The organism is Methylobacterium iners, assembly GCF_022179305.1.
Lineage (GTDB): Bacteria > Pseudomonadota > Alphaproteobacteria > Rhizobiales > Beijerinckiaceae > Methylobacterium > Methylobacterium iners.
Genome location: NZ_BPQP01000089.1, coordinates 105,279 through 118,548 on the forward strand (window position 1 = coordinate 105,279; position 13,270 = coordinate 118,548).

Below are 13,270 nucleotides of genomic sequence, written 5' to 3' on the forward strand. Positions count from 1 at the left end.
GTGCGTCGCGAGGTAGCCGATATCCGGACCCGCTTCGCCGTCGTGGGCTTGGACGCGGTCCAGGCCGCCTTCCGCTCGACCGCCGAGACGCTCGGCCGCGTCACCCGCATCACCCGCCAGGCCGGGGACCTCGCCGGACGCTCGGGCGCGGCCGCGCAGGATGCCGCCCGCCGGTCGACCGAGGCCGCGCGCGCCCAGGTCCAGGCCGCGGCGCAGGCTGCCCAGAACCAAGTCCGCATCGCGCAGGAGGCCGCGCAGCGCCAGTCCCAGATCGCCCGCCAGCAGGCGGCCGACCGCATCCGGCTGGCTCGCGAATCGGCCAACCAAGCCCAGCGTGAGTCCGAGGCCGCGGCCCGCCGCGCCGGAGCCGTCGCCGGCCCGACCGCCGGCATGGGCGCGATCCAGGCCGCGCTCGCCCGGGCGGCGCAGGACGCCGCGAGGCAGCAGGCCCGGGAGGCGGCCGACCGGGCCAGGGCCGCGGCGCGGAACCTCCAGGACGAGATCCGCCAGGCCCGCGTTCGCGCGGCCGAGGCCGACCGGCAGGGCCGTCGCCAGATGCAGGCCGCGCAGGCCGCCGCACGCGCCGCCGCCGAGGCCGCGAGCCAGCAGGCCCGTCGCGACGCCGCCGATGCCGCCGCCCGCGTCGCCCTGATCCGGCAGGAGGGGGCGCAGCGCCAGGCCCAGGCCCGTGCCGACGCCGCCGCGAGGCAGGCACAGATCCGCGCCGACGCCCAGGCCGTGGCCGCCCGCGTCAGGGCCCTGCGCGAGCTCGCCCAGCAGCAGGCCGCGGCGGACGCCCAACGGCTCGCCGCCCTCCGGGCGCAAGCCCAGGCCGACGAGCTCGCGGCCCGGACCGCGCTCTCCGCCATGCGGGCCACCTCGATTGCCCAGCGCGCGGCCGCGAGGCAGGCCGCCCGGGACGCGGTGGAACGCCTGCGCCAGTCCCGGGAGGCGGCCGCCGCCGAGGCTGCAGCGGCCGCCCAGCGTCAGGCCGATCTCGCGCGCCAGGCCGCGGCCGAGACCCGCATCCAGCGCGAGCGCGAGCGTCGCGCCCGGGAGCAGGCCCGGCGCGAGCTCGCCGATATCCGCACCCGCGTGGCCGCCGACCTGCGGGCCGAGCGGGAGGCGGAGCGCGGCCGCCGCGACGCCGAGCGCGCTTCCAGGACCGCGGGCCAGGCCGCCACGCGTGGCGCCGTCGACCGCGTCGCCGCAGAGGCCCGGGTCGGCCGGGAGGTGCGCGCGACCACGACATCCCTCGGTGACCAGGTGAAGGCCGCAGGCACGGTCGCGACCGCGTTCGGCACGATGGGTAGCAAGCTCCGGGCTGCCCTCGGCGGCATCGGCAAGATCGCGCTCGGCGGCGCGGCCGGGGGACTTCTCAGCGGGGCGTCAGGCGCCGGCATCGGCGGCCTCGCGGGGAAGGCCACGGCGACGGGGTCGGATTACGCCCGCGAGACCTACAACACGTCGCTCTCGACGGGCCTCGACCCGGCGACGTTCCAGATCGTGGCCGAGGCCGCCAAGAAGGCGGACATCGACGTCAACGACCTGAGAGCCTCGCTCCTCCAATTCCAGGGCCAGGTGCGCTCGGCCGCGATCTCGCCCGACAGCGACATCGGCAAGGTCTTCGCCCAGATGGGCATCGACCTGAAGAAGGCGAACGGTCAACTCAAGACTACTGACGAACTACTGTTTCCGGTCCTGATGAAGCTTGAGGGCTTGGGTCAGACCGAGAAGCTCGGCGCGATGATGCAGCTTTTCGGCGAGGACGACACGGGCAAGCTCGTGCCGTTCTTCAAGATGCTGATGGAGCAGGAGGACCTCCTCGCACAGACGGGGCTCCGGCAGCGCGAGCTCGGCTCCTCCCTGACGCAGGGGGATCTCACTCGCGCGCGCTTCTACAAGCAGGCCGTCGACGACATGGCCCAGGCGTGGAAGGGCGTCTCCCTGGAGATCATGGCCGCCGTCGGCCCGGACGTGTCCCGCATGCTGGGGGCCGCGGCGACCGACCTCGGGCGCAACCGCGTGGCCATCGCGAACGCGTTCCGGATGGCGTTCCAGACCTTCTACAGCCTGACCCGCGACATCGGCATCATGATCTTCGGGGGGCGCCAGTACGACGGCTCCATCGCCAACCGCTGGCTCCTGCCGGTCCGCGAGGGCCTGATCATCCTTGGGACGGTCGCCATGGCCACCGGCCGCCTGATGCGGGAGGCCTACTACACGATCATGGGCCAGGACCAGAACGTGGTCGAGTTCCCGTGGCTCATCTCCCTGCGCAACGGGCTCACCTACACCTATACGCTGGTCAAGCAGTTCTTCACCGACATCTATTATCTCTCGACCTTCCAGGACTACAACGTCTCCACCAGGTTCCCGTGGCTCACCGCGATCCGGGACGGCATCGTCGAGGTCGTCGAGTACGCCAAGCTGGCGTGGCGCGATCTCATGGCCGTGTGGAATGGCGGCACCGACGCGACGGTCTCCACCGGCCCGGCCAAGATGCTCGTCGGGATGCTGGAGGGCTTCAAGGCCGCGCGCGCGTACATCGACGAGTGGGTCGCGTGGTTCAAGCTCCTGGGCGCGGACATCGCCAAGGTCTGGGAGCAGATCGGCAATCCGGAGAAGGACACGGCCTTCAACTTTGCCTGGATGAAGCCACTGGCCGACGGCTTCTGGTTCATGGCCGACGCGGCCAAGGAAGCCTGGGGTTGGTTCAGGAAGGTCTACGACACGATCTTTGATTTCGTGCGCTATACTACTGGCCTAAACTTCGAGAGCATCGTCTTCTTCGTTGCGATACTGACGTTCACCGGAACGATGCGGGTACTCATGCCCTTGCTCCGGGGCGCCCTCGGGCTCATCACCGGCATCGGAGCGGCGACTGGCGCGGCCGGCGCGGTGAGCGGCCTGGCGGCTGCCTTCGGCACGCTTGGGACGGCGCTCGCCACCATCGCGGGGCTCGCCGCCAACCCGTTGGTCATGGCGATCATCGGCGGCGTCGCCGGCGGAACCGCCCTGGCGAGCGTCCTCAAGGGGACCGCCATCGATAGGTGGATCGGCCAGTTCGAATCGTGGGTCAACGACCGGGACAACTCGCCGGGGCAGCAGGCCATCCGGCAGGCCAACGCCTCCCTGTCCCCCCAGCAGGAGTTCGGCATCCAGGTCAGGGCGGGCCTCTACCAGCCGTCCGATTGGCCGCAGTGGTCGGCCCAGCAGGCGGCCATCGCCCAGCAGCAACTCGACGCGACGCGCCAGGTCGCGGCTGAGGTCGAGCGCTCGCGCCTGGCGGCGATGCCGCAGCCCAACCTCGGCGGCCAGGCCGCGCCCCGCAACCCGCTCATCATCAACATCCCGGGGGCCGGCACCATCAACGCCAGCCAGACGGACGACGAGTACGCCCGCTCCCTGCGGGACTTCCAACGTTTCGGACGCTGACGATGCCGCTCATGGACCGCCGCCACCTCCGCATCGGCCTCTCCGGGATCGTCATCCCGGCCGGCGCCGACTGGGGAATTCAGGAGGAGCACGCCCGGTTCGCGTCGAACACGACCGCCCGCTCGTGGAACGGACGCCCCATCATCCAGGGTCCGCGCGACGACCACCGGCACGTCATTACCCTGTCGGCCGACGGCACGCGCTGGGGACCGACCCTCGACGACGTCAACGTGAGGGACCTCGTCGAGCTCCACTCCGCCCGGTTCGAGGCCGCCCGCATCCCGGCCGGCATGCTCAGCGTGGTTCTGCGGCGGCCGCCCGTCCCGGACCCATCCAAGCCGTGGGGCTACGCCGTGTTGGCGCATCGCGACGGCGAGAAGACCCGCATCCCGGTGACCGTCGCCGGCAAGGTGGTGACCCTCCTGCAGGCCCAGGACGTCGACGTCTCCGTGCAGTACCGGGCCATCCGCCCGTGCGTCGTCACCGACTACCGTCCAGGGACGACCGACACGCGCTCCGGGACGCAGGGCTGGGGCCTCACCCTGGTGGACCGCACATGAGCATCCAGCACCTCGTCTGGCTTGAGGACGCCCTCGACCCGATCACCGACGCCGACCTCGCGACGGCGATGGAGGAGGGCAACGACCAGATCCTCAGCGGGACCCTGACCCGCGAGCGCGGCGCGCTGCCCGCCCTGGAGGTCGAGATGGCCCACCCGGGCTGGGGGATCCTCGCGCCCGGGCAGCGTCGCGGCGTGGCCCTCGTCGTGTCCGATGACGGCACGATGGCGACCGCGACCGTCCGCGCCCGGGGCTACGTCCGGGCGATGCCGTCGGCGCTGACCGGCGACACGCTGACCCTGCAGTTCGAGTGCTCGCCGGAGGACTGGGAGGAGCGTCGGGACGCGGCCGCCCGGGCCGTCCTCGCCGCTTCCCAAGGGGGGCTCTGGCAGGCGGACGGCGGGCGACGGGACCCGAGCCGCCGCGGCGACGCCACCGTGGACTTCCTCTTCGGCCGGAGCCAGCACATCGTCGACGACCTCCTGGCCTCGACCAGCGCGTTCATCCGCCACGACCCCGTCAGCCACGAGGTCACCCTGGTGGACGTGGCCACGAGCGCGCGCGTCCATAACCTGGGCGACGGCTACGACCCGACGAGCCTTTCCGTCACCGAGGGCGAGGGAGCGGTCGAGCAGGTCAAGTGGACCCTCTTCGCCAACATCCAGCAGACGGCCTCCGGCGTGTGCGACATCGCCTCGCGCATGCCGGCCCTGAGCTCGCTCCTGGGCTACACCGTCGGCGGCAACACGGACATGTCGGCCAACATCGGGTGGTCGCTCGACCAGCCCCAGATCCAGCAGGTCTACTCGGCGGGCACGCCCGCGGAGACCGGCCGCGTCTGGCGCGTCGAGAGCCGGCGCATCTACTACATCCAGGTGCCCAACCCGAACGGGGCCGGGACCGTCACCGCGACGACGTACACGTCCACCCGAACGACCGATTACCACGAGTATCAGCGCCGCCAGGTCCAGACCACTTACTTCCGTTCGTGGCCGGCCAGGTTCAACTACAACCAGACCCGGCGCGAGAAGGTGGTGCTGACGCTCGACGTGCCGGTGCAGCGCGTCGGGGGCATCCGCCGCGTCCTCGACCTGGGCGAGACGACGCTTCGCGATCTGTACCGGCCGGACACCACGGACGAGGACGCGGAGATCCTCGTCGAGGGCGACACCGCCGAAAACGGCTTCGCCGAGGGCACGTACGCCTTCCTCGCGGGGAAGCTTTTCCAGGCGGTCAGGGACACGACGGAGCAGCCGTACAGCACCAGGCTCACCCGCCAGCTCGACGCCGTGGTCGAGCTATCCGACGACTGGGTCGACACCGGCCTGAGCGCACCGATGCCGGACCGGTCGGCGGCGTCCTTCTTCGACACCGAGCGCGGGAAGGCCCTCATCGCTCACGCCCTTCTCCGGATGCGTAGGGCGGCGCTCGGGCGCCTGGTGTCCTGGCAGGTCACGCTCACGTGCAACCGCGACGACCTGCCGAGCGTGGACCTGGAGGACCAGGTCCGATTCCTCCTGCCCGCACGCTGGGACCAGCCGGCCAAGGAGTGCGTGGGCCGCGTCCACAAGATCGTGGAAAAGTGGTCCGGCGCCGACGGCGAGACGGTGACCCTGACGCTCGGCGTCCCGCTCGGCACCGGCGTCGAGGCCTTCGCCCGCCAGGCCGTCATCGACCGCTACGGCGGCGACGCCTATTTCGGGGTCGAGACCCCGTTCCTTGAGCGGGGCACGGAGTTCCTCAGCGCCGGTGACGACGTCGAGTTCGTCGTCACCGCCGACCCCCTCGTCCAGCACTACGCCCCCCAGTACCTGACGTGGCACGCCTATGCCGTCCGCGACATCCTCGTGCGGGGCAGCGCCGTCGAACAGGAAGCGGACTTCGCGAGGGCGGCCGCCCAGGGCATCGCGCCGTCGGCGCAGGTGACCCGGCAGACCCAGATCGACGTCAAGCTCCTGCCCCTCATCTCCGAGCGCCTCATCGAGCGGGAGATCCGCGTGCAAGGCACGCTCCTCCGCTCACCCCGCGGCATCGACCTCACCCAGGCAGCATAGTCATGGCCGACACCCTCATCGACCTCATTAGGACCGTCGCCAACAGCGGCGCCAGGCAGGCCACGACCGCCCCGCAGGGCATCCCGACGGACGCGGAAAATCCCGGCCCGAACCTGTCCGGAGGCTTCGGCGACCCGCTCAACTCCCTCGGCACGGGAGACGGGACGCAGCGCCCGATCTGGTTTCCGGAGCCGCCGGACCTGTCCGGGTCCATCAGCCCCGACAATCCCGAGGCCCCGGGCGGGGCGCTGGAGATCTTGAGCGTCAAGCAGATCCGAGGCGCCCCGTCTTTGACGGCCCCCGCCTCGGTGATCCGCTACCAAGTTAGAGGACAGGTGGTCTGATGCCCGACGCTTTCATCGACTGGAACCCGGGCGACCCGCCCCTCAGCGCCGTCCAGCACGCGGGCAACATCCGCGCGCTCTGGACCAGGCTCGGCGAGGTCATCGCCGCCGCCGGGACGGACATCATCAACGGCTCGACGCAGTCCGCCGACCTGCGGACGCTCACGTTCCAGACCTCGCTTGGCAGGACGTTCTCGGCCACGCTCCCGCCCGGGCCGTTCTTCCCCAAGGGGCCGCGCATCGTCGGCTCGTCCTACGCGGTCGACGACCTCATCACCTGGCAGGGGAGCAGCTACATCGTGCTCCTGCCGCACGTGGCGAGCGTCTCCCTCGACACCGACCTGGTGGCCAACCGGCTGCAACTCGTCGCCGCCAAGGGCCGGGACAGTGAGACGTTCCGCGGACCCTACGTGGCCGGGCTCGCCTACGCCGCGGGCGACGTCGTCTACACGGGCACGCCCGGACAGGAGGTCCTCTATTTCAAGGCGTTCGCCGACGTCGCCCCAGCCGATCCGGGACCGCCGTCGTTCGCCTGGGGCCAGGTCAGCCTCTCCCCCTACGACGAGCTCCACGTCGACGTATCCGGCCTGCCGGGCGCCGGGGCTGTGGTGCGCCGGTACGCGGTCCCGCGGCCGACCTATCTCCTGCCGGGTTTGCCGAGGAGCGCCGCATCCCTCGACGTCGCGACGACCGCCGCGTCGGTCTACCGCCTCACCGTCAACGACGTGCAAGTCGGGACCATCACGTTCGCGGCCGGCAGCAAGGTCGGCGTGTTCGCGATGGCCGCGTTCCAGTTCCTCAACCCCGGGGCGGTCCTTCGCGTCGTGGCGCCGGCGACGCAGGACGCGACCGCGGCCGGGCTCGCGGTGACCCTGACGCTCGCCCGCTGACCGGGACCGCCAGGGGCACGACCAGCCCCTGGCCCCCTTCCCGAATTGGAGGGGCGCAGGCACGATTTCGGGCATGCAGTTCGCCGCCCTCGAAACCCTCCTTAAGCGCAAACTCCATGACGCCGTCGTCGGCGCCGTCATGGAGAAGGGCCTCGACCGCCACGACCTCTGCAGGCTGACCGGGCAGCCTTGGTCGAGGCAGGCCATCTACCGGTTGCTGGCTGGCCCCGAGCAGCACGCATGCTCCGCCGACCGCCTGGAGCGAATCGCCAGGGCCCTCGGTCTGGAGGCCGAGGTCGAGGTCCGGGTGCGCCCAGCGGGGCCGAGGCAACTCCCGCAGCGGCACGCGGTTCCCCTCGCGGCGTAGGGCGTTCCCCTCGCGGTCCCGGGCGGACATTGTAGGAACATGGTCCCGATGGCACGATTCCCTTGCGAGATCAGGGGATTCGCCCGCGTGCACGCGTCCCGTCCAGCAAGAGCTTACCCCGAGGCCGACGCGGCCCGGGCCGTCATCGTGGCCGGGCTGGCATCCGCCCGGTACCGGATGAAAGTCAGAGGCGACGATCTCGTCGCCCGGCACAACGCCGAGGCCGGCCACCAGGCAGCTACCGAGTTGGAGCGGGAGACCGCCACGCAGATCGCGACAAGCTTCGAAGGTTCGCCCATCGAGTTCTGCGCCCGCGTCAAGGCCCGAGTGCCCAGCGCCAAGCCCTGTCGGATGCCGGGCATGAACTCGCAGCGGGTCCGGACGCAGCTACGCGCCGGCGATATCGAGACCTGGGGCTTGGACCGCCTCCTCGCCGTTGCCGCCTCCCTCGGGCTCCGGGCCGAGATCCGCCTCGTCCCCATAGAGGGCATCCACGGCTGACCGCCGGAAATCCGGCGCTGCCTCAGGCCGCGATGTCCGACCGGCTTCGCTCCATGCGCGCCTTGCCCTCGGGCGTGATACTGGCGTGAGTGGTCCGCTTGCCCTTCGTCGACCCCGGCTTAATCCAACCTTCCTCGACGGCATGGACCGCGGTCCAGCCGCCCTTCAGTCCATAATCGCTCCAGCCGTCCTTGATCTGCAGGAGCGCCTCCCTGCTCCGGTCGGCGGGCTCCTCTACGCCCAGGCGCTCCATCAGGAACCTGGCGTTACGAACGGACAGGTCACCCCAGAACAGGTGCAGGCCGACGCAAGTCAGCACCGCTTCCAGTGTCGTGTGCGCCATGGTCTCGGCCAGTCGCTCCCAGCCCTCATCGGTAGCGAGGTCGATGGCATGGTGTCCTATGCCGCTGCCCTCGTAGCCGCCGGCGCCGTAGGTCGCCTTGAGTCCCGTGATCTCCTCGACGCGGCGAACGTAGGGAAGGTCGGCGCAGGCGGGGGTCGACAGGTGGAGCGAGGGGGTCCCGTCCCGGTCGCGTTTCAGCGTGACCGGAAACGCGATGCTTCGAGGGATGAAGGGCACCGTCTCGTCCTGGAGAGCGTAGCCCATCGACAGCGAGTAGCGGCAGGCCAGGCCCGCCTCGATCAGGGCGAGGTCCATCGGCGTCTCGCCGGGGCGGTTCGAGGGCGCCCCCTCGACGACGGGCGCCGGAGCCGGACCGGGAAGGAGCAGGTCGAAGAACGAGGCCTGCCGGGGGTCGGGGCGACGGCGGGCCATCACATCCCCTCCCGTCCGAAGCAGCCGAGACGCAGCGCCTCCGGGATCTGGCGCCGGTGCCGCCAGACCGCTGCCAGGGCGTGGCTCGCCTGGATGACATTGAGCTCCCTCTCGGCCGCGAGGACGTGCCCCGCGTGCGAGTGGCTCTTGCCCCAACCGGCATCGTTCTGGACGGTGGCGCGGTCCTCGTCGAGGGACGAGAGATACCGCGTCGCGGCGTGGACGCAGTGGCGCACGCCCTCGTCCTGCGCGGCGGTTAGCCAATCGTGGGCCGGGTCCCGGGCGACGCGCTGGCGCACGCGTTCGATGGCGCAGTCGACCTCGACGACGAGGTCCCGGGCGAGCTTGGCGACGTGCGCCCGGGGCGCGCCGCCGGCATCCTTGGGCTCCCGGAATAGGCTCTCGGCGAGCTCCCGCTTCCGCTTGCTCCAAGCCCAATGGAGGACGTCCAGGCTGCGCCTCAGCGCGGCCATGTCCTCGCGGCGGGCGTCGCCGCTCAGCACCGCTTCGAGCTCCGCGTCCCGCAGGCGCTGCGCCTCGGCCTTGGCCGCCTTCGCGTCGTCGGCCGCCAGGGCCTCTTCGGCTTCGGCGAGGGCTTTCCAGACGAAGCCTTCGGGCACGGACCGATCTTCCCAGCAGACCGGCACCGTCATCCCGCGGTCGCGCTCCTCCTTTCCCCAAGAGTAGCCGACCGACCGAAGGGACTTCCGCGCCAGGCGGTACGCCCGGCTGTAGCGGCTCGCGTCACCGTCGCCGACCCACAGCACCCTCGGCCCGTTGCGGGTCCCGACCTCTCGGGCGCGTCGCCACGTCAGGCCGAGAGCCGCGACCGGGATAGCCGGGGCCGGCGCCGGGACCGTCTGCGGAAGGGGATCGGTCGCCAGGTGCCAGGCCGCGGCGAGCGTCAGGGCGAGCGTCAGGAGGAACAGGGCAAGGGTCAACATGGCGGGCTCCAATGGGCGATTGCTTATCGCCCATGATGCGCCTGGCGCCACCCTGAAAGCAAGTATCCGTCGAAAAGAAAGAATGCTTCGAAAGTCGAAGCATCTGTCTATCGGCGGGTTCAATGAGACAAGAAAAGCTGTCTCATTGAATGGCCCTTGCAGTTTGCGGGCACTCCTGCTTTGCTTATCGCCAATCGCCGCAAATTCGCAGCCGGCGATAGCTCAGAGGCCAAAATGATAACTTCGAGGCCACCTTGTTCATCTCCAGATCCGCAGGATGTCCTGCGGGCCGCAATCGAGGAGGAAGGTTCGGCATCCGCCGTGGCTCGCCGCCTCGGCGTCTCGCCCGCCTACCTGCTCGACGTCCGCCACGGGCGCCGCCCGGCGAGCAACCGGCTCCTGGAGGCCATGGGGCTGCGGCGCGTCATCGTCTCTCTCGGGACGGAGGGACGCACGCGTGGGTAGGCCAGCCAACTACGCCGACTTGCCCCCGTTCCTGCAGCACCTCTTCGACTGCGATGCCGAGGAGGCCAACCCGGCCCTGTCGTGGAAGGCCCCTCGTCCGCAGGTCGAGGCCCTCGCCCCGGAGCCAGTCCGCCGCGAGCCCCGGCCCGCGCCGACGCCGCAGATGCCCCCGCCGGCCGAACGTCCCGCCGTCGCGCCGGTGGCCAAGCCTGCGCCGCGCATGCCCGCGCCCCGACTGCCGGTCCGCCGCATGCCCTCGGCCGATCCGAGGCGGACCCAGGGGAGCCTGCTATGACCACGGGCAGCATCGACAGCAACGTCTACAAGAAGCCGACGCCGGTCGCCGTCGCGCGGTTGATCGAGACCCACTCCTTCGAAGCCGCGGCCGCCAGGTGGCACTGGCTCGACAAGCGGACGCTGAACTCGCTCGCCCAGTCTGGCCGGGCGGCCGCGGGGCAGGCCGGGTCTATCCGGCGGCCGCGCACTTACGCGGACCTCGACGCCGCGGTCTGCCTGGAGGCGGCCTACGTCCTGGGGTCGACGACCCGCGGGGAGCGGGCCGCGGGCGTCCCGCCGAACGCCGGCATCGGCATCTTCAATGCGCGCGGGCTTCCCAAGGTCGGCATCAGTCCAGCAGAGCGTGGCATCGCCTCTCGCATCGGGCACGGCATCCGTGCCGGCGACCCGCACGCCATCGCTCAGCGCGAGCGCCAAACCACGTTCGAGCTCGGCGTCGGTCGGGTCCTGCGCATCGCTCTGGCCCTGGTGCACGACCAGCCTGCCACCGGCCGCTACTGCCTGCCCGCGCCAGGCGAGGCACTGCGCCTCGCGCTGCAGGGCGAGGACCCCGCTGCGGTCACCGCCGTCTTCCCGGGCTTCGACCTAGCGCCGCCCGTACCTCTTCCGCCCCCGACAACAGTCCCCGTCCCGGTCGTCAACGAGCATCAGGAGCCCGCCGTGTCCAATGCCCCTATCTGTGCGCGTCCTCCGCATCCCCTCCGCCGCGCTCCGGACGACGCAACGATCCGCGCCGACCATGCCGACCGCCTGTCCCTCTCCCTCGCCACCATAGCGCTCAACTACGGCATCTCGCCCGGTAGCCTTTACGCCCACTGGAAACGGCTCGGGCTTGACGCGCGCGGGCGGCTTGAAGGCTACGAGGAGGCCAAGAGGAATTGGGTGAAGACCGCGGCGAAGCTGAAAGCCGCCGAGGCGAAGGCCTCGCCGGTCGAGCCCGCCCAGGCTGAACCGCCCTTGCCTCAGGCGCCCGTCCTCGTCGAACCGCAGGCCTCGACCCCGCCGCGCACCATCCTCCCCACGCCGGCCCGGCTTGGCTTCGAGGACCTCGTCCTCGCCGCGCGCGTCTCGATGGAAACCGGCGTGCCGCAGGCAGTGGCGCTCACGCTTGTCGCTGCGGACATTGCCCGCGTCGACGCCGCGACGTGGCCCTTGGCGCCCGAGGCCATCGACGGAGCGGCCATCGACGCCGAGCTCATCGCGATGGTCGTCGCCACCGAGGAACGCGAGGACGCCGAGAAGCGCGCCCGCGACCCTTTCCGGCAAGCGGCCGAGTGATGTTCGACCGCGACGCCTGGCGCCGGGAGACCGAGGCCGTCGACGCGCTGGCCGAGGCGCTGCTCGCCCGGGACGGGGCCGCCGCGGCGCGCACCGTCCGGGACCTGCCCGACTGCATGCACGCCCGGGTCTGGGCCCGGGCAAGCCTCCCAGTCCTTTGGCACGACCTTGCAGGGAGAGACTGATGATCCTGCCGAACATGGACGGCCTCGACGGCACCTCGATGGCCGTCGAATTCGACCGGCTCCGCGCCGGCGAAGCCTGGTGCGAGACCGAAATCGCCGGCTTGCAGTATCACGATTACTACCGCGACGGCCTGGACGGGCAGCCCGTACGGCCGCGCGAGGGCGACCGCCTGCAGATCGTCCGGGCGCCTGAGAACCCGTACGATCCCCGCGCCTGCGAGGTTTGGTGGCGGAATGACGTGCGGCTCGGGCACCTGCCTCGCGGCGTCGCCCGGCTCGTCGCCGGTCCCCTCGACGAGGGCCTCGCGCTCCGGGCGTATGTCGCCTCGGGCGGGGACGGCGAGGCCTGGAGCGCCCGGGCGCTCCTCGTCGGCCCGGCCGCCCAGGCCCTCCACGAGAGCCACATAGCCCATGTCATCCGGCAGGACTTCGCCGAGTGGGAGTGGGAGCAGGTCCTCGCCGAGAAGAAGCGCGAGGCGCCCGGGCGTGCGAACGGCGCCCGGTTCGAGAAGCGCCTCCGGGACGTGCGGGCGGCGCGCCTTGTCCAAGCGACCAACACCTTCCTCGCGCACGTTCCCGTCGAGGGCGAGATCACCCTCCCGCCGGTCGGGGAGACGGTGGAGTTGTTCGCCATCGAGAAATCCCTGGGCTGCTCGCGCTCGACGGCGTTCCGGCTGGCGCGCCGCGCGGGCGTCAAGCCGCGGTCCCGCATGCGCGGGTGGTACTGCACCGGCACGGACGTGACCGTCACGCCTGAGCTCCACGAGGCCATGGCTGCATGGGCCGCGCGCCCCCGCACCCGAGTTACGAAGGACCACGTCTCATGTCGTTGACCCGACGCGAGCTTTCCCATGTTCTCGCCGAGCCGCATTACAGCGTGCGCGGCCTGATGCTCCTCGGCGCGCCTCACGAGGGCCAGGGCCGGGAAGCCGTCTTCTCCCCTATGACCCTCGCCTCCTGGTGCGAGGCCGAGGCGCGCCGCACGGGGGACCGAGAGGCGGCCGCCCGCTGGCACCGGCGCGCCCTGCGCCTCGCCGCGCACGCCGCCCAGGACGAGTGACCGGGACCGGCAGGGCCACGATCTTAACCGTGCGTAGTCTTTCCGCTGGCGTCCGGGCGCGCACTACGGGATTCTCGACCCATGGCGTATGAAATCGTAGTCGCAGTGATCC

15 protein-coding genes are annotated in these 13,270 nt (G+C 71.2%); 13 read left to right on the forward strand and 2 right to left on the reverse strand.

What is annotated here, in order from left to right:
• From MFF55_RS23530 to MFF55_RS23560, 7 genes are all read left to right on the forward strand, one after another.
• Nucleotides 1–3,438, forward strand: coding sequence for a hypothetical protein (locus tag MFF55_RS23530; RefSeq protein ID WP_238246540.1), 3,438 nt, complete (start codon nt 1–3; stop codon nt 3,436–3,438).
• A gap of 11 nt (nt 3,439–3,449) precedes the next feature.
• Entirely contained in the window at nt 3,450–3,998 is a 549-nt protein-coding gene (locus MFF55_RS23535; protein WP_238246541.1) for a hypothetical protein, read from the forward strand.
• On the forward strand, nt 3,995–6,052 hold the full coding sequence (locus MFF55_RS23540) for a hypothetical protein (protein ID WP_238246542.1): 2,058 nt from the start codon (nt 3,995–3,997) through the stop codon (nt 6,050–6,052). The genes MFF55_RS23535 and MFF55_RS23540 overlap by 4 nt, the downstream gene beginning before the upstream one ends.
• Before the next feature lie 2 nt (nt 6,053–6,054).
• Nucleotides 6,055–6,396 carry a hypothetical protein gene (locus MFF55_RS23545; RefSeq protein WP_238246543.1) on the forward strand — a complete coding sequence of 114 codons (342 nt, stop codon included), beginning with the start codon at nt 6,055–6,057 and terminating at the stop codon, nt 6,394–6,396.
• Nucleotides 6,396–7,286, forward strand: a complete 891-nt coding sequence (locus MFF55_RS23550) for a hypothetical protein (RefSeq protein ID WP_238246544.1) — start codon at nt 6,396–6,398, stop codon at nt 7,284–7,286. Before MFF55_RS23545 ends, MFF55_RS23550 begins: the two co-directional genes overlap by 1 nt.
• A gap of 73 nt (nt 7,287–7,359) precedes the next feature.
• The gene (locus MFF55_RS23555; protein WP_238246545.1) at nt 7,360–7,653 is read left to right on the forward strand and encodes a helix-turn-helix domain-containing protein; all 294 of its coding nucleotides are present in this window, start codon (nt 7,360–7,362) and stop codon (nt 7,651–7,653) included.
• A gap of 48 nt (nt 7,654–7,701) precedes the next feature.
• Nucleotides 7,702–8,154 (forward strand): hypothetical protein, encoded by a 453-nt coding sequence (locus MFF55_RS23560; protein ID WP_238246546.1) that lies wholly within the window; start codon nt 7,702–7,704, stop codon nt 8,152–8,154.
• A gap of 22 nt (nt 8,155–8,176) precedes the next feature.
• On the opposite strand, the gene MFF55_RS23565 is transcribed toward MFF55_RS23560, so the two are convergent.
• Together MFF55_RS23565 and MFF55_RS23570 are read right to left on the reverse strand one after the other, a co-directional pair.
• Complete coding sequence (locus MFF55_RS23565) at nt 8,177–8,929, reverse strand: hypothetical protein (protein ID WP_238246547.1); 753 nt, start codon at nt 8,927–8,929, stop codon at nt 8,177–8,179.
• Nucleotides 8,929–9,873 carry a hypothetical protein gene (locus MFF55_RS23570; RefSeq protein WP_238246548.1) on the reverse strand — a complete coding sequence of 315 codons (945 nt, stop codon included), beginning with the start codon at nt 9,871–9,873 and terminating at the stop codon, nt 8,929–8,931. The genes MFF55_RS23565 and MFF55_RS23570 overlap by 1 nt, the downstream gene beginning before the upstream one ends.
• A 321-nt stretch (nt 9,874–10,194) precedes the next feature.
• Here MFF55_RS23570 and MFF55_RS23575 point away from each other — a divergent pair, with 321 nt between their 5' ends.
• Genes MFF55_RS23575 through MFF55_RS23600 form a run of 6 tightly spaced genes read left to right on the forward strand, consistent with a single transcriptional unit; the run spans nt 10,195 to nt 13,158 of the window.
• Nucleotides 10,195–10,338 carry a hypothetical protein gene (locus tag MFF55_RS23575; protein ID WP_238246549.1) on the forward strand — a complete coding sequence of 48 codons (144 nt, stop codon included), beginning with the start codon at nt 10,195–10,197 and terminating at the stop codon, nt 10,336–10,338.
• Nucleotides 10,331–10,633 (forward strand): hypothetical protein, encoded by a 303-nt coding sequence (locus tag MFF55_RS23580; protein WP_238246550.1) that lies wholly within the window; start codon nt 10,331–10,333, stop codon nt 10,631–10,633. Before MFF55_RS23575 ends, MFF55_RS23580 begins: the two co-directional genes overlap by 8 nt.
• Complete coding sequence (locus MFF55_RS23585; protein ID WP_238246551.1) at nt 10,630–11,913, forward strand: hypothetical protein; 1,284 nt, start codon at nt 10,630–10,632, stop codon at nt 11,911–11,913. The genes MFF55_RS23580 and MFF55_RS23585 overlap by 4 nt, the downstream gene beginning before the upstream one ends.
• Complete coding sequence (locus MFF55_RS23590; RefSeq protein WP_238246552.1) at nt 11,913–12,098, forward strand: hypothetical protein; 186 nt, start codon at nt 11,913–11,915, stop codon at nt 12,096–12,098. The genes MFF55_RS23585 and MFF55_RS23590 overlap by 1 nt, the downstream gene beginning before the upstream one ends.
• Entirely contained in the window at nt 12,098–12,931 is an 834-nt protein-coding gene (locus MFF55_RS23595) for an HIRAN domain-containing protein (protein ID WP_238246553.1), read from the forward strand. Before MFF55_RS23590 ends, MFF55_RS23595 begins: the two co-directional genes overlap by 1 nt.
• On the forward strand, nt 12,922–13,158 hold the full coding sequence (locus tag MFF55_RS23600; protein WP_238246554.1) for a hypothetical protein: 237 nt from the start codon (nt 12,922–12,924) through the stop codon (nt 13,156–13,158). The genes MFF55_RS23595 and MFF55_RS23600 overlap by 10 nt, the downstream gene beginning before the upstream one ends.
• Nucleotides 13,159–13,270 lie beyond the last annotated feature (112 nt).